General features: G+C 54.3%; 14 protein-coding genes. 11 read left to right on the forward strand and 3 right to left on the reverse strand.

What is annotated here, in order from left to right:
* Positions 1-50 precede the first annotated feature (50 nt).
* From ACR0DE_RS20965 to ACR0DE_RS21005, 9 genes are read left to right on the forward strand one after another with little or no spacing between them, the layout of a single operon-like run.
* Positions 51-1625 (forward strand): hypothetical protein, encoded by a 1575-nt coding sequence (locus tag ACR0DE_RS20965; protein ID WP_170598694.1) that lies wholly within the window; start codon positions 51-53, stop codon positions 1623-1625.
* Entirely contained in the window at positions 1622-2494 is an 873-nt protein-coding gene (locus ACR0DE_RS20970) for a class I SAM-dependent methyltransferase (RefSeq protein ID WP_170399583.1), read from the forward strand. The genes ACR0DE_RS20965 and ACR0DE_RS20970 overlap by 4 nt, the downstream gene beginning before the upstream one ends.
* A 3-nt stretch (positions 2495-2497) precedes the next feature.
* Positions 2498-3133, forward strand: a complete 636-nt coding sequence (locus ACR0DE_RS20975; RefSeq protein ID WP_170567797.1) for a PI-PLC domain-containing protein — start codon at positions 2498-2500, stop codon at positions 3131-3133.
* A complete protein-coding gene (locus ACR0DE_RS20980) occupies positions 3123-3755 on the forward strand; it encodes an HAD family hydrolase (RefSeq protein WP_170399577.1) in 633 nt (210 codons plus the stop codon). The genes ACR0DE_RS20975 and ACR0DE_RS20980 overlap by 11 nt, the downstream gene beginning before the upstream one ends.
* Entirely contained in the window at positions 3752-4498 is a 747-nt protein-coding gene (locus tag ACR0DE_RS20985) for a glycosyltransferase family 2 protein (protein WP_170399574.1), read from the forward strand. The genes ACR0DE_RS20980 and ACR0DE_RS20985 overlap by 4 nt, the downstream gene beginning before the upstream one ends.
* Positions 4495-4815 (forward strand): cupin domain-containing protein, encoded by a 321-nt coding sequence (locus tag ACR0DE_RS20990; protein WP_170399572.1) that lies wholly within the window; start codon positions 4495-4497, stop codon positions 4813-4815. Before ACR0DE_RS20985 ends, ACR0DE_RS20990 begins: the two co-directional genes overlap by 4 nt.
* On the forward strand, positions 4809-5564 hold the full coding sequence (locus ACR0DE_RS20995) for a glycosyltransferase family 2 protein (RefSeq protein WP_170399568.1): 756 nt from the start codon (positions 4809-4811) through the stop codon (positions 5562-5564). Before ACR0DE_RS20990 ends, ACR0DE_RS20995 begins: the two co-directional genes overlap by 7 nt.
* A 5-nt stretch (positions 5565-5569) precedes the next feature.
* Positions 5570-6640 carry a WavE lipopolysaccharide synthesis family protein gene (locus ACR0DE_RS21000; RefSeq protein WP_170399566.1) on the forward strand — a complete coding sequence of 357 codons (1071 nt, stop codon included), beginning with the start codon at positions 5570-5572 and terminating at the stop codon, positions 6638-6640.
* Between the two features lie 38 nt (positions 6641-6678).
* Entirely contained in the window at positions 6679-8046 is a 1368-nt protein-coding gene (locus ACR0DE_RS21005; protein ID WP_170399563.1) for an oligosaccharide flippase family protein, read from the forward strand.
* A 4-nt stretch (positions 8047-8050) separates the two neighbouring features.
* Here the strand turns inward: ACR0DE_RS21005 and ACR0DE_RS21010 are convergent, their stop codons facing one another.
* Both ACR0DE_RS21010 and ACR0DE_RS21015 read right to left on the reverse strand, forming a co-directional pair.
* Positions 8051-9016 carry a glycosyltransferase family 2 protein gene (locus ACR0DE_RS21010; protein WP_170399560.1) on the reverse strand — a complete coding sequence of 322 codons (966 nt, stop codon included), beginning with the start codon at positions 9014-9016 and terminating at the stop codon, positions 8051-8053.
* Complete coding sequence (locus ACR0DE_RS21015; RefSeq protein ID WP_170567793.1) at positions 9013-10665, reverse strand: O-antigen ligase family protein; 1653 nt, start codon at positions 10663-10665, stop codon at positions 9013-9015. The genes ACR0DE_RS21010 and ACR0DE_RS21015 overlap by 4 nt, the downstream gene beginning before the upstream one ends.
* Positions 10666-10790: 125 nt before the next feature.
* Between ACR0DE_RS21015 and ACR0DE_RS21020 the strand changes: the two genes are divergently transcribed.
* Both ACR0DE_RS21020 and asnB read left to right on the forward strand, forming a co-directional pair.
* Positions 10791-12653: a PKD domain-containing protein gene (locus ACR0DE_RS21020; protein ID WP_480755168.1), complete on the forward strand. Its 1863-nt coding sequence runs from the start codon at positions 10791-10793 to the stop codon at positions 12651-12653.
* Between the two features lie 96 nt (positions 12654-12749).
* On the forward strand, positions 12750-14705 hold the full coding sequence (gene asnB / locus ACR0DE_RS21025) for an asparagine synthase (glutamine-hydrolyzing) (protein ID WP_480755170.1): 1956 nt from the start codon (positions 12750-12752) through the stop codon (positions 14703-14705).
* Here the strand turns inward: asnB and ACR0DE_RS21030 are convergent.
* Positions 14702-15628, reverse strand: a complete 927-nt coding sequence (locus tag ACR0DE_RS21030) for a glycosyltransferase family 2 protein (protein ID WP_480755172.1) — start codon at positions 15626-15628, stop codon at positions 14702-14704. The two genes, asnB and ACR0DE_RS21030, sit on opposite strands and share 4 nt — an antisense overlap.
* Positions 15629-15711 lie beyond the last annotated feature (83 nt).

Consider the following 15711-nt stretch of genomic DNA (forward strand, 5'->3'; position numbering starts at 1 on the left):
TAAGCAATAGCAATATTGATGACACATTTTTCAGGCAATAGCGCTAGGCCATGACTATTCTAACCGAAAAAACCACATTTCGCCTTATTGTGGCGTCTCTGATCCTGGGCACGGCCTATAGATTGTGGCCGGTTGTGGCGGGCACCCCAGCGCTGGCCCAATTCTTCATGACTGAAGACGGCTATCTGATGCTGACCATCGCCCGCAATATGGCGATCGGCCTGGGGATGTCGGTCTCAGACGGCACAACCGCGAGCAATGGTGTGCAGCCTTTGGCCACGTTCCTGTTTTCGGTTCCTTATCTGCTGACCAACGGCGACAAGGTTTTGGGATTGACTGGCGTGCACCTGATCGCGGCAGCCATATCGGTAGGTGGACTTTTTGCAGTTCGCGCATTGGCGCGAGATCTGTTGCGGGGGCAAGACGACAATCCACTTTGGCCCTGGTTCGTGGCGGCCCTTTGGTTTCTCGGGCCATTGTTGCTGTTTCATACGATGAACGGGCTGGAGACCGGACTTTACACCGCTATGATTGCGCTGACGCTCGTTCTGTTCGGCGAAGTGTTGGCAAAGGGTCCGGGAGCAACCTTTGCGGACCGAATGATCTTGGGCGCGGCCTGCGGCGTGACTTTCCTGGCCCGTAATGACGGTGCCTTCCTGGTGACTGCTATCTTCCTTGTCTGGGGCCTGCATAACCTGATCGTGCAGCGAGACAGGTTCGTTAAAGTTGTCGCCGACCTGCTTCCACCCGGTGTGCTGAGCCTGATCATTGCGGCACCGTGGCTGATCAACAACTATGTCAACTTCGGTTCCATCGTGCCTGTCAGCGGCACTGCGCAGGCTCTGAGTGGCGGCTTTGCCAAGAACGTTGATTTGTTGCCCGCTATCCTGTTTGAAAATACTTTTCCGATGTTTCCAATCCCGGCGGTATTGCAATCTATACCGGCGTTTCAAGTCATTGCGTTGCTGTTGGTGTTGCTCATCGTTGCAGTGTTTGTGATCCAAACCTGGAAACGCGGAGGTCCGGCGCGGTATGTGACCGTGGCATTCCTAATATTCGCCACCGTACTCAGCATCTATTACGGACTATATTTCGGTGCAGGCTGGTTTTTAAGTCGCTATCTGGCTCCTTTTGCGCCTTTCACGATTATCGCTGCGGCATCAGTTCTGTTGACAGTGGTGGGACGTATTACTCCTGAGCGGCATGCTTCAATGTTCAGTTTTTTTTGCTTGGCAGCTTTGGCACTTTGCTTAGGCCTTCTGGGCCGTGCCCTTGTACCGGGAGTGCGCGATCAGGGGCATTTTCAGGTTGTCGACTGGGTGACTGCAAACGTGCATGCCGAAACATGGGTTGGCGCGGTGCAAACAGGGACACTGGGATACTGGCACGATCGAACGATCAATCTGGATGGCAAGGTCAATCCTGCGGCACTTCAGGCGATCCTGACAGAAGGCCATGTGCTAAACTACGTACTTGAGAGCCCAATTGAAGTATTGGCAGATTGGCAGGGAATATTGACCTGGCTGGAAATCGAAAATCAGGGAGCCACGACCTTTTCCTATACTTTTGAGGTGCTCGTGCACGATACAGCCCTAAACTTGGGTGTTCTGGGGCGTATCAAATGAAATTCGACGTGCAAGCGATTGAAAATATCCGCGAAGCACTTTTGGGTCACGAGGGCGATGATCTGATCCGCTTTATGCACGATCTCGCGCTCGGAAAGGCCTCAGAGGATCACGGGGCAGAGTCCCGGGCCAAGGCCCGTGAGTTAGAATGGGTCGGATCGGACGGGCACAGGACAGAGCTTGGCATTTGCGCTGAAGATTCTTGTCGCGAATACCAATTTTGGACCGAACGCCAAAGGGCACTGCCTTTCGAAGGGGTCGCTCCTCAGCTTGCCATTGAGCGCTTTCGCGGGCGCCGCGTGCTCGAGATTGGGTCCGGCATGGGGACAAACCTGATGTCCTTTGCATTGCAGGGGGCCAAGGTAATGGGCGTCGAACCTATCGAGGCTTATGTTCAGATGGGTGCCATCTTCTGTGAACGCGAAGGTATGGACCCGCCGGAAGTGCAACAGGGTTCGGCCGAGGCTTTACCATTTGATGATGGTGAGTTCGACCTCGTCCTGTGCGTGTCGGCCCATCAATATTTCGATCTGGCGCCAGCTTTTGCCGAGATCAACCGTGTGCTAGCTTCCAGTGGAGAGGCCATCATCATTGGGGGCACGCTTTGGTCTTATTTCTTTGGAACTGTCGCAGAGCTTCCCTCCAATCCGAGAAAGCTGAAAGGTCTGACGATTACGACGCTTAACACGCTGAGCTATTCCTGGCTGGGGCAGCGGGTTGTGCCAGCGCGCAACAGATTTTCCACCTCTCGCCCGATTTACCCAGGAAGGAGTGCAATGACACGGATGCTACGGCGCGCTGGTCTGAAAAACGCGTCCCCTCCCACGCAGGTCGAGACAGAGACTTGTTTTCATGTGAAATCCGAGTAGGACATGCAAATTTTAAGTCATAGAGGTTATTGGAAGACCGAGGCGGAAAAGAATGCACCGGTGGCCTTCACCCGATCATTCGAACTGGGATTCGGTACCGAAACCGACCTCCGCGATTTGGGCGGCGATCTGGCCATTGCGCACGATCCGCCAAAGGCCGGTGCCATGCAGGCCGAAGAGATGTTCGCGATCCACGCTAAGGCAGACCCGAGACTGACACTGGCGCTAAACATTAAGGCGGACGGTCTGCAGGTGATGGTCCGGGATCTACTGGATCAATTTGAAGTGCGCGATGCTTTCGTCTTCGACATGTCGGTACCGGACACGCTGCACTGGCTCAACGCCGGGGTCCCGGTTTTCACCCGCCATTCTGATGCCGAACCGGAACCACCTCTTTATTCAGAGGCCGCAGGCGTCTGGCTGGACGCATTCTGGACCGACTGGTGGGATCGCGATGACATCTCACGACATTTGGATGCGGGAAAACGCGTGTGTGTTGTTTCACCTGACTTACACAAACGCACCTATGAACCAGTATGGGAGCGCCTCGCAGTATGGGATGTCTCCAGACATGAAGATGTTCTGATTTGCACTGATTACCCGGAAGCGGCCAAGGAGTATTTTAATCATGAAAATTGAGGCGGTTATATTTGATATGGATGGCGTGTTGATAGACGCTAAAGAATGGCATTATCATGCTTTAAACCGCGCGCTAGAGCATTTTGGCTACACGATTTCACGGGCCGATCACCTGTCGACCTTTGACGGATTGCCAACGCGTACCAAGCTGGAGATGCTGTCCAAAGAACGTGGTTTGCCGCGAGGACTGCACGGGTTTCTGAACACGCTGAAGCAGAAATTTACCGTCGATCAGGTGCATGTAAACTGCCATCCGGTCTTTGTGCATGAATATGCGCTATCAAACCTCAAAGCCCGTGGCTACAAACTGGGTCTGGCCTCGAATTCGGTGCGGAACAGCGTCGAATTGATGATGCAGAAAAGCGCACTGGACGGTTATCTTGATGTGATGCTTTCGAACGAAGATGTCTCCAAGCCGAAACCCGATCCTGACATGTATTTGACGGCTTCTGCCAAGTTGGGACTGCACCCCGACCAGTGTTTAGTGGTTGAGGACAATCAAAACGGCATCAAAGCAGCCGAGGATGCAGGTTGCCATCTGCTGGTGGTACAAAGCGTCTATGATGTACAACTGGATCGCATCCTGGATGCCATTGCTCGTGTAGAGGAGGGCGAGGTATGAAAATCGTGGTTCCCATGGCCGGCAGCGATGAGCGGTTTCGCAATCACGGTTTTCCTTTTGCCAAGCCGGTGATCGAGATCGACGGACGCCCGATGATCGAACATGCCACTGACTGCCTGAATGTGATCGATGGCGTGGAGTTTGTCTTTATCGTTCGCAAGGAAGATGATCTGCGCTTTCACTTGCGCGAGGTTTTGCAGCTTTTGCACTCCAATTGTCATATCGTCCGCACGGAAGGTGACACCGCTGGAGCGGCTTGCACGGCACTGCTGGCGGTTGAGCACGTGGCCAATGATGATGAGCTTCTGATCGCCAATGCCGACCAGATACTGGCATTCGACGTGGCCGCTGCAATCTCTGATTTCCGCAAGCGCAAGCTGGACGCCGGGACGGTCGTGTTCGACAGTGTTCATCCCCGTTGGTCTTTCGTGAAAACCGATGAAAACGGCATGGTCATTGAAGCGGCGGAAAAACGCCCGATCAGCCGCAATGCCACGGCGGGGGTGTATTATTTCAGGCGCGGACAGGATTTCGTGGATGCAGCGCAGACCATGATCATGAAAGGAGCCGATGTGAACGGAGGCTATTTCGTCTGCCCAACCTTTAACGAGCTGATCCTGTTACAGAAATCGGTCGGCACCTATCAGGTCGATCGCGCGCAATACATTTCGTTGGCAACACCGCAGGCGGTCGAAGACTATGAACAGGAACTGATCGCCCGCCGGCGAGAGGCAGCTTCATGAAGATATTTCGTCTGGAAAACATGACCAAGGGGTGGTTTGTCGGCGATTTTGATCCTGTGGTGCTGCGTACTCGAGATGCCGAAGTGGCAATGAAATCCTACGAAGCAGGCGCGAAAGAAGCTCGTCATATGCACAAGATTGCCCCCGAGGTGACGTTGATTGCCACAGGTCGGGTCCGAATGAACGGCATAGAATACGGCGCTGGCGACATCATCCTGATCGAACCGGGTGAGGCGACCGATTTTGAGGCTCTCACCGATGTGACCACCGTTGTCGTCAAGACCCCAAGCGTGACCGGAGACAAATACGAATGCTGAACATTGTAGTCCCAATGGCCGGTCGGGGAAGCCGGTTTGCTGATGTAGGCTATGATCTGCCCAAGCCCCTGATCCCAATCCACGGGTTTCCAATGATCCAGGTTGTGATCGCCAACTTGACGCCGTCTGTGCCACACCAGTTCCATTTCCTGATCCTGCGCGAGCACGACAGCGAATATGGTTTGGCCGGCAAACTGCGGGGCTGGGCACCGGGCTGCACGATCACCTATGTCGATGCGGTGACTGAAGGGGCGGCCTGCACCGTTCTTCTCAATCGTGCTGCCATCAACAATGACGATGCGCTGATGATCGCCAATTGTGACCAATACATTGATGCCGACATTGATGCCTATTTGGTCGATATGGGCACAGCCGATGGGCTGATTATGACGATGTGGGCTGATGATGACAAATGGTCCTTCATACGCCGAGATGACAGCGGTCGCGTTACCGAGGTGGTCGAAAAGGAAGTCGTTTCGAACGAGGCGACGGTAGGCATATATAACTTTGCGCACGGCCGCGATTTTGTGGCTGCCGCAGATGCGATGATCGCCGCCAATATCCGCGTGAACGGAGAGTTCTATGTGGCTCCTGCTTACACGAAAATGATCGAACAAGGTGCGGCGATTGCCTGTCATTCCATTGGTCGAGTTGGCGCCGGGATGCACGGCATCGGCGTACCGGATGATCTTGATGCCTTCCTCGCGGCACCAGTGTCGCAAAAGGCCATCAATGGCCTAGCGGGATAAACATCATGGATACGACCGATACCGTGATGGTCAAAGTCGCCCGGCGCCTGCTGATGTGGAGCCTGGAGCAAATCACCCGGTCATCAGATCATTTTCTGACATATACGCAGCGCCCCAAGCTGAGCCGGCAGATCGCCAATCAGTCCGAACCTGAATCCACGGATGAACCGATGGCAATCGTCATGCAGGGGCCGATCTCCATACAGGATGATTTCACTGTCGAAACCCTGCGGATTTATCGCCGCAACATGCCTGGTGTGCGGCTAATCCTGTCGACCTGGAACGACACGCCTGAGGCCGATCTTGCCCCCATCCGTGCCGAAGGGGTCGATGTGGTGTTATCCGAAAAGCCCGCGGCCCCGGGGCTCTTCAACATCAACATGCAACTGGTCAGCGCCGGTGCCGGGATCATCCAGGCGCATAAGAATGGTGCAATCTGGATCATGAAAACCCGCACTGATCAGCGGCTGTACCGGCCCAATGTCATGGGATTCCTCGCGGCCATTGCGCGCAGCTTTCCGGCCGGAGGCGGATTTGAACAGCTGCACCGGATCATCGGCGTAGGTCACGGAACGCTCAAATTCGCGCCCTATCACGTCACAGATCAGACCGTCTTTGGTCATGCGGAGGATATGTTGCGCTACTGGACGCCCGGTCTGCGAACCGACCCATTGCCCAAACACTGGCCCGAGGCGTTGTCGGACATCTATGCCCAAATCCCCATCGGTGAGCTTTGCCAGATTGGAGCTGCGGAGAGCTACATCGCTTCAACGTTCCTCACACGTATTGGACGTCCGTTGAACTGGACGCTGGAAGACAGCTGGACGGCTTATCGCGACTGCTTTGCCTTCGTCGATTACGCAACAACGGATTTCTTCTGGCACAAAGTACAGACAGGAACTTTCCGCGAGTTCATCAACATCTATGACACAATCTGGACCCGCAACGAGCTAACCTTTGCAGATTGGGTGCTTCTGCACTCAGGGCAGGTGCTGCCAGAGGCTGCACAAAAGTATGAACAGGCGCTGGACCTGCGGTTCATGGAATCCATCAATCTGACACGGCTAACCGGTTAAGGCATGGTAAATCAACCCGATTTCCGGATGCTGCCATCATGAAAGCAGCGCTCCGGTCCGTTCTCAGCGGTGATGGTTTGAAGGTGCGGGCAATCCGCGGAACAGCCCTGAGTGTCATGGGCTTCGGCAGCAGCCAGTTGATCCGCCTGGGGTCGAACCTGATCCTGACGCGCATTCTTTTTCCTGAAGCGTTCGGCCTGATGGCCCTGGTGCAGGTTGTCATCGCCGGGCTCGAAATGTTTTCTGACGTGGCCATAGGTGCGTCCGTTGTACGGAGTCCGCGAGGCGATGATCCCAAGTACCTGAACACCGCCTGGACGTTACAAGTCATTCGAGGTGCTGTGCTTTGGGTTGTGGCGTGTCTTATCTCAAATCCGATTGCCGCATTTTATGAACAACCTGAACTTGGTCTCATCATTCCGGTTTTGGCGATGTCAACATTCATCCAGGGTTTCCAGTCGACGAAAATGTATCTCGCTAATCGACATCTCACGTTAGGCCGTTTGACGGCGATGGAACTAGCGTCACAAACTTCTGGTACAGTATTCATGATTGTTATGGCGCTTTGGCTAAACTCGGTTTGGGCGCTTGTAATGGGCGCACTTGTTGGGGTCAGCGTTCGTGTTGTTCTTTCACATACAATCTTGCCCGGGCCCGCAAACAGACTTGCTTGGGAGCGCGACGCTTTTAGGGAAATCTTTCATTTCGGAAAGTATATTATCCTTGGGACTGCTGCAGGCTTCTTTGTGCAGCAAGGTGACCGAATGGTACTCGGGAAATATGTAAGCCTTGAAGATCTTGCAGTCTACACCATCGCTTTCATGCTCGCCGCTGTCCCGCTCACACTCAGCACGCAATTGCTAGAGCGGATATTGTTCCCGCTTTATCGTACCCGACCGCCCGCAGACAATGACGCAAACCGAAAGAGTATTGGACGTGCGCGAATGCTACTGACCATGGGAACACTTGGAATGGCTGCAGTATTGGCTATGGTTGGCGTTTTAGCTGTAACTTTTCTCTATGATCCCCGTTACCACGCTGCAGGGCCAATTCTGGTGCTTCTTAGTCTGGCGATGATCCCAAGGCAGGTCATCATGAGCTACGATAAGATACTATTGGCGAATGGAAACTCGCGCGATTTCACCATATTTACAACAGGCACCGCAATTGCTCGTATCTTGGTGTTGTTGCCTATGGTCAGCAAGTTTGGTCTGATCGGTGCAGCTTTGGCTCCTGTTATCGTTGATATTTTTTCCTATCCATTTCTGGTCTATTTTATCCGGCCTTACAGTGGGTGGTACCCCAAACAAGACCTCGCTTTTCTGATTGCTTCCTGTGGAATTGTAATGGCTACAATCTGGATGAACCCAAGCGTTTTTGACATTCTGCCCTTTGCCGGGCGGTAAGATCCTATTTGTACTCTATCAACTTTGCCCGGCGTCCGCGGAACCGGTCCCACCAATAGCCCAGGACACCTTGTGCCTCAGGGATCTTACCCAGTGTTATAAACAGGGCACGGGTCGGGTCCATACCACGCGATACCAGGCGCAGCACCTGAGCGGGCCAGACTAAAAGTAACGCGAGCGACCAAGATGTCACAAGTGTACCCGTCACAACAAGCAGGGGAAACACAGCCCCCCAGGCGAGAGCTGATCGGGTCTCCCGCACACAGTGGCGTTCGGGCGGAGACCCGTGCATGGCCGCCCCTTCCCCATATGCGTGGCCCGCACGCCGGTTCCGATTCCACCATTGCGCAAACCGGGTCAGAGCCGCGTCGTGCAACGTCATTTCCTCATCAAGCCGCCAGATCGACCAACCCGCTGCGCGCAGGCGGACACATAATTCAGGCTCTTCCCCCGCTATGAGGGCCGGATCAAAACCGCCAACAGCCGACAAGGCTTTGCTGCGCATCAGCGCATCTCCACCACAGGCTCTGGTCTGTCCCACCGGCGTATCCCACTCCTGGTCAATAAGCCGATTGTAAACCGACGCTTCGGGAAAGCGTTCACGGCGGCGACCACAGGCGACGGCCGCAGTCGGCGTTTCCGCCAGAAAGGATCGTGCGGCTTCGATCCAACTTGGTTGCAATTCGCAATCTCCGTCGATGAATTGCACAAATTGCACCGGCACCGGGTCTTTTTGCAAGATATCGAACCCGGCATTACGTGCGCGCGCCGCTGTGAAGGGTTGGCTTTGGTCCAATTCGACACATGTTGCGCCTACGGCTTTCGCGGCCTGTTGACTGCCATCAGTTGAACCGCTGTCCACATAAACAACCCTATCTGCTTGTTCAGTGGCTGAGGCCAGGCACCGCACCAATCGATCCCCTTCATTACGGCCTATGACGACGGCCCCAACCGTCGGTTGCCCTGTCATGCGTCAGTTCCTTTCCTTCCGCGACCGTTCCGGATGATCCGGTTGGTTTGCCGGGTGTAGCGGCTGGTAGGTCGTGATTTCATGGCCGACGGTCCCGGCACAGGTGATGATGGTGGCAGGGGTGCCCGTGGGCGGGCACGGGCAAGGGCATGCTTGGGCTCAGCTACTGGTGCCATTTCAGTGTCGGATGTTGCGACACGGCCGAGTTCTAGTCTACCCCACAGCGCCCCGGTTATAAGCCAGGTAATTGGCGTTACTGTCGCATTGGGAAGCAAGTCGATCACATTTGCGACCAAAACCAACGAAAGAATAGCCGTCTCTGGTCCCAGACCCAATCTCCGGGCTCTGAAAAAAAGTACTAGGGCCGGGAGACAAAGCAATCCAAACTCGGATAAGTATCGCGCCCATCCACCTACACCAATTACCCCCACCCAATACCCATCAGCAATTAGACTGATGCCTTCACCGGTGGCTGGATCATACACAAAACTGCGACCCCACCCGCCCCATCCAAACAGCGGTCGTTCGCGCGCCTTCTCCAACAGATAATTTTCGTTAACTACCCGAAATTCCAAGGAATCTGCTCGATCAACGCTCAAGGTTGTAACCCATTCAATGATAGTATTGACAGGTACAAGATCAGCACCACGAAGCATCGGATAAAGCAGAGCAATGCCAGAAAACACTGCAGCAATCGCAAAGTGCAATCTGACGTTCAGAACAAACATCACAACTATCAGGATCGCTGCGATTAAAAACGCCCCAAGAGAATTTGATAGAAACAACGTCATCAATAACCAAACGCAAAGCAGGAGGTAGACACGCCCTCTTTTCTCTTTGACGTATTTGGCAAGTCCGCCGGCAGCCAAGACACACATAGCGAAGAACATCGCCAACCAAAGGCCGTGCTGCACGAAAACAAGTGGGCGATAACCGCCCGGGCGAATATGTTGTTCCCATGCGTGCGGGAAATACCCATAAATCATGAAATTAAGCTGCGGCGACATCCGAATTTCATATAGAGCCAGTAGCGAATATCCAGTTCCAGCAATGACAAGCGCCTTCAGAAAAAGCCATTGCTTCTCCGGATGTGCTAAGTATTTCCGTCCGAGAATGAAAGGTAGAAGCATCATTACAGCTGAAAGCAATGTCGAAAGAATGTCCCAGACTCGGAGAGCCGGAAAGACGAGAGGCCCATAGAACAATGGGTGTCTGTTGGCTAAAACTGTCAAGCATGTACCCAAAATCAGAATAACGATCAAAAGTATTGGCAAACGTTTTTTGGGGAGCCAGCCCGGCAGGCTCGTTGGTGTAGTCGTTCCTGAAGTTATCATTGCAGCTATAAAAGCCGCAGTTGCTGGTATCGTATCTTTGTTCAGGGCTGGTAAGCCGGGCAAGTCAAGAGACAATCCCGTCGGTAGGAACAGATATCCACCGATGATTGCCGCCAATAACGCGACGGCCGGAGACCAGACGCGGAAAAAGGCGAATACGACTAGCGGCCAAGTATACAGGACGATATATCCGAACATTTTGGAGCCGCCCCGCGCCCAGCATTCAAAAGCAACGCCCAGTGGGTACACGAAGATTTTGACACTGTCACCAATCCTGTCTGTCACCAATCCAACTTGTGACACAATTTCAGGCACTGGCGCCGTCAAGAAACACGATCACTTAAAATGCTTCATACGAGCCCGCAACTTAAATAGGGTTGTGTTTCTCATCAGATTAACGCTTGCTAACAAGGTAAAATTTCCAGCCGGGAGTCCCCTACATGTCTGAAGGTGCTACAGCTGAAATTACCGTTATGCGTCGCTCAGTTTGGCAGGTGTCCCCCGATGCCGTCTTTTTTGAAGTGACGGTCGATGGCTTTGACGCTGTGGCGCCAACCGCTGGTCAAATCTATGACAGCCGGTTTCATGACTTATACTATTTTTGGGACTTTGATGATCCATACGATTTCCAGGCGCCAGAGAACCTGCCTGGTAAACACCTAAACGCCGGTGTCGCATATGGCCCTTGGGTCTCACATACGTTTCGCACTCCGGGCAGCTATCGCGTTTCGGTTTTCGTCATCGAACCAGCTTCGGGAAAGACAGCCACAGCATCAACCGATATCGTGATCGAAGACCCTGGCGCCGTATTTCCAGCCCGAAACACGCTTTTTCTCAGCCCCTCCGGCAATTTCGAACATTCTCCGCCTCGGGCTCGGCGCCTTAAAACTGGCGATATCAGCAGCGTTTTTAACGACAATATTGCAGGGCAAGAAGCGGCACCCAAAAGGATCGTGTTAAATCGGGGCGAAGAATATACCTTCTCCGGCATTTCGCCTGGGTTTGGCGGACATACCCCATCCTTCCATATTGTCGCAGGAGACGGCAATGCTGACAGGCCGCTGGTTTTTTGTACAGGAGGGGTTTTCTGGAACGACATCGCCCCAAGAATCCCAAACCCTTCCAAAGATATGGTTTGGCAAAATGTGGTTCTTGAGTCCGGGTTTGATTCAACCTCGGTTCTGGGCGGAGAGCACCCCATCCTGTTCACTTGGTTTAATAACCCACCGCATTTGGCATTGTTGGATGGGTGCTCCGTTTCAGGTCTCCTGGCTGCAATTATTGTAGGCCAAACCGAAGGTGGTCATTCTGTCGTTTTGAACGATACGGTTGTCACCAACTTTGGTACGGCGATTCTAGACGCCAGCTTTGAAGGGTTTGCCATCACCGGCTCTTCAATCATATCTGATGTCAATGCTCTGATCGATTCAACCGGCAATGGAGGATGGGGGGCTCGATTGGCGGGAAATGCTGTTGTTTCGATCATTCAAAATTCTGATTTCTTTATTCGACAAGGATGGTCTGGAAATGGCAAAATTATTGCGACGCAGCCGTGCTTACGATTGAATGCAAGCTCTTTCGAAGGCGCCAAAATCAACTGCCAGGCGAATGCCTTTGAGGGAGGTTACAATGTTGTGACAATGGGGCCGGGTGAAGGTCAGAAAAAGCTTCCCATAAATGCTTTGTTTGAAAAAAATTACGTGGTTGGAGGGTATCAAACTGCCAATCTCGTAAATTTCGGTTTTGGGGGCACCACCATCCGAAACAACGTTTTTGTTCTGCCGGATTCTGAACAATCTCTTGGAACCACGAACCCTCATGCATTTATTTTATTGGACGGACATAATGGCGGTTCTTCCACATCCCCAGACAACAACTCCGCTCCGATTTCTATTCTAAATAATACGTTCGTGAACCGGCTCCGACGAGACGCATATCAATGGGATGTTGCTGACAATATGGCAATATTTGTGAACTGGCAGGACCATTTCAATAACATCACGGTCGCCAACAATGTTGTCTATCAAACGGGAACTGATGACCCAATGATCGGTGACGCCCCGCTGTCCAGTTCCACAAATCTCTTTTTCAGCCCTCGCGAAAGGGGCTATCAGACATCTACAGTCGATCTTCGCGCACAAACGGCCACACTAAATACCCCCGGTATGTTTGATACTTATGCCCCCCTGCCCGGCTCCTCGGCGCTTGGTGACGCCGATGAAACCCAACCTATCGCTTATGATGATTTTTTTGGCAACCAGCGACCACAATACCCGTCTCGCGGCGCGCAAGAAGCATCATAAAAACAGTTTTTCCGCGCAAGAGACTGTACGCTTGCCTCATGTTCTCCGCCCCGGCATTAAGACTAGGGAAATTTGTTAAGGTATTAAGACCACGTTATGTGCGGTATCACCGGTTTTCTCTGGCCTCCGGGTCGCCCTCAGGTACAGGACGCTCCGACCTGCGTTCAGGCGATGATGAGTGCCATTGCTCATCGCGGTCCTGACAGCCAGGGCCATTGGGTCGATGAGGAGGTAGGCGTTGCCCTGGGCCATCTGCGACTGGCCATCGTCGATCTGTCACCTGCGGGACACCAACCGATGGTGTCGTCAACCGGGCGTTACCAACTGGTCTACAATGGCGAGATCTACAACCACCGAGCCCTGCGAACCGAATTGGAAGACACAGGTAAGGCGCCGGAATGGCGCGGTACATCCGATACCGAAGTCATGCTGCGTGGCTTCGAGGTCTGGGGGTTCGAAGAAACGATCCGGCGTACCCAAGGCATGTTTGCCATCGCGCTGTGGGACCGCGAGGAGAGGAAGCTTCTGCTGGCGCGCGACCGTTTGGGGGAAAAACCGCTTTACTATGGCTGGCAGGGCACTGGAAAAGACGCACTATTCCTGTTCGGGTCAGAACTCAAAGCACTGCGCACGCATCCCGCGTTCCGCGCCAAAGTGCGCCGCGACGCGCTGGTGGCGATGCTGCGCCACGGTCATGTCCCCGAAGACCTGACGATCTATGAAGGGCTGATGAAGCTGCGTCCGGGCGAGATGGCCGAAGTCTCGCTGACAGCCCCCGGCTTCGCCCGCAAGTTTTACTGGAACGGGGGTGCCATTGCTGCCGCTCCCCGCGGCCCGGTGCCAACTGATGCTGAGGCCATCAACCAGCTTGAAGCACTCCTGCTGGATGCTGTCGGCAACGAGATGATGTCAGACGTGCCGCTTGGAGCCTTCTTGTCGGGCGGCATCGACAGTTCGACCATCGTGGCGCTGATGCAGCACCTATCAAACAAGCCGGTACATACCTTTTCCATCGGTTTCCACGAAGCCCGCTATAATGAGGCCGTATTCGCCGCCGATGTGGCGAAACATCTAGGCACGCACCACACAGAACTTTATGTAGGCGACACAGACCTGCGCGACGTGATCCCTCGATTGCCTACTATCTATGACGAACCTTTCGCCGACAGTTCTCAAATTCCGACGTTCCTAATTGCCGAACTGGCGCGCCAACACGTTACGGTGGCGCTTTCTGGCGACGGTGGAGATGAGCTTTTCGGCGGTTACGACCGCTATCAGCAAGGCGCGGCGCTGCTCAGAAAGCTGGCATTGATGCCCTCCCAATTACGTCGTCTTGGGGCGGGGGCCGTTCGCGCTCTCCCCGCAACGCTTCTGAACCAGTTGATCGAGCCCATCCGCGCAACTCCGCAAGGCAAGGAACCCAACGGTCAGCGTCTGCATCGCTTGGCCAATTATGCCGCGAGCCACAACGTAGATGAACTGCACCGCAAGATGGTATCGGTTTGGCGCTTCCCAGAGGCCGCAGTCATTGGCGGTTCCAACCCGCCTTCGATCCTGGCTGATCATCTCCCTCCGCGTGGCGATCTGGGTGTGATCGAACGGATGATGCAGTTGGATATGTTGGCCTATATGCCTGACGACATCCTGACCAAGGTCGATCGGGCGACCATGGCTGTGGCACTGGAAAGCCGCGCGCCCCTGCTCGATCATCGAGTGGCCGAGTTTGCCTGGGGGCTGCCCCTTCACATGAAGGTCCGCGGCGGCCAATCGAAATGGCTGCTCAGACAGGTGCTCCACCGATACGTCCCCCGAGAATTGATCGAGCGCCCGAAGATGGGTTTCGAAGTTCCCATCGGCCTATGGTTGCGCGGAGGGCTCAAGGACTGGGCCGCTGCCCTGCTGGCCCCCGAGCGCTTGGCCCGAGAAGGATACCTGGACCCCGTCCTGATCGGGCAGCTTTGGTCCCAACACCAAGCTGGGACCCACAATTGGGGTCATCAGCTGTGGAATGTGCTGATGTTCCAGAGCTGGCTGGAGATGTATGCGGACTAAGTTGAGCCGAGCGACCACGCCCGGGCTTTTGCGGCCTCCTGCTCTGCAATCGCCCGAGCTTTGCCTTTGAACAACGCCCGACGCTGATAGGCCCGAATGAAAGCGCGCAGCTCGGGGTCATCGAGCTGCTTTTCCCTCCGAAACCAGGCCCCCAGATAACCCCGCACTGTGGCTAACCCGCCCAGCACATATGGCCTGTCGGTCATCCGAAAGATTGCCGTCGCCAAAAAGAAAAGCGGGTCGGACCCCATGAAATACTGCCCGAACCCGTGGCGGCGGCGACCGGTATAGATTGAGGTTTGGCTCGACCCCATGGGCCTCAGATGTTCAAACCTCAGGTCGGGGTCATCCCACGAACGCGCAATCCAACCCAACTGGCGCGCCTTATGACAGTCGATGGCGTCCCACATGACCTCGCGTACGAAGCCGCCGATATCGGAGAAGCATTCACGGCGGTAGAACTTGGTCATACCGACACTCATCTCGTCACCACGGCGCTCCGAGATCAGCTTGCCATCCTGACGAATATAGGGCTTGCCCGAACAGGTGCCGAGCCGCGGGTCAGTCTCCATCCGTTCGATCAGCAATTCGAAATAGCGCGGCGGCAGGTCCAGATCGACGTCGAGCTTGCAAAGATAGGCATAATTTTCCAGCGAAACAGTGTCTAACCCTGCATAAAACGCGTCAATCACACCAGGACCAACGGCCCGATGCCCGCGGTCGGACGCGGAGACGATGCGTATCCAGTCATGCTTTGCGGCATATTCGGTAAGAATATCCATCGACCCATCGGTTGAGCCGTCATCGACGATCACCCAGAGCGACGGCGTCTCGGTTTGCGCCACCACACTGCCGAGCGTGCGCCGCATATAGGCCGCTTCGTTCCGGCATGGAGAGATCAGGACATAGGTGCGGTCAGTCATAAACAATCAGGCAGTTTGCAAAATCTTTCAGCGTTTTGTCCGGCCTATCCATAATGTGTGAGGTATATAGGTTTATTAAATCT

This window comes from Ruegeria sp. C10 (assembly GCF_056537805.1).

What these genes read in the sequence shown, in the direction of transcription:
- ACR0DE_RS20965 (WP_170598694.1), top strand. Translation starts at nt 51, where the DNA reads ATGACTATTCTAACCGAAAAAACCACATTTCGCCTTATTGTGGCGTCT.
- ACR0DE_RS20970 (WP_170399583.1), top strand. Translation starts at nt 1,622, where the DNA reads ATGAAATTCGACGTGCAAGCGATTGAAAATATCCGCGAAGCACTTTTG.
- ACR0DE_RS20975 (WP_170567797.1), top strand. Translation starts at nt 2,498, where the DNA reads ATGCAAATTTTAAGTCATAGAGGTTATTGGAAGACCGAGGCGGAAAAG.
- ACR0DE_RS20980 (WP_170399577.1), top strand. Translation starts at nt 3,123, where the DNA reads ATGAAAATTGAGGCGGTTATATTTGATATGGATGGCGTGTTGATAGAC.
- ACR0DE_RS20985 (WP_170399574.1), top strand. Translation starts at nt 3,752, where the DNA reads ATGAAAATCGTGGTTCCCATGGCCGGCAGCGATGAGCGGTTTCGCAAT.
- ACR0DE_RS20990 (WP_170399572.1), top strand. Translation starts at nt 4,495, where the DNA reads ATGAAGATATTTCGTCTGGAAAACATGACCAAGGGGTGGTTTGTCGGC.
- ACR0DE_RS20995 (WP_170399568.1), top strand. Translation starts at nt 4,809, where the DNA reads ATGCTGAACATTGTAGTCCCAATGGCCGGTCGGGGAAGCCGGTTTGCT.
- ACR0DE_RS21000 (WP_170399566.1), top strand. Translation starts at nt 5,570, where the DNA reads ATGGATACGACCGATACCGTGATGGTCAAAGTCGCCCGGCGCCTGCTG.
- ACR0DE_RS21005 (WP_170399563.1), top strand. Translation starts at nt 6,679, where the DNA reads ATGAAAGCAGCGCTCCGGTCCGTTCTCAGCGGTGATGGTTTGAAGGTG.
- ACR0DE_RS21010 (WP_170399560.1), bottom strand. Translation starts at nt 9,016, where the DNA reads ATGACAGGGCAACCGACGGTTGGGGCCGTCGTCATAGGCCGTAATGAA.
- ACR0DE_RS21020 (WP_480755168.1), top strand. Translation starts at nt 10,791, where the DNA reads ATGTCTGAAGGTGCTACAGCTGAAATTACCGTTATGCGTCGCTCAGTT.
- asnB (WP_480755170.1), top strand. Translation starts at nt 12,750, where the DNA reads ATGTGCGGTATCACCGGTTTTCTCTGGCCTCCGGGTCGCCCTCAGGTA.
- ACR0DE_RS21030 (WP_480755172.1), bottom strand. Translation starts at nt 15,628, where the DNA reads ATGACTGACCGCACCTATGTCCTGATCTCTCCATGCCGGAACGAAGCG.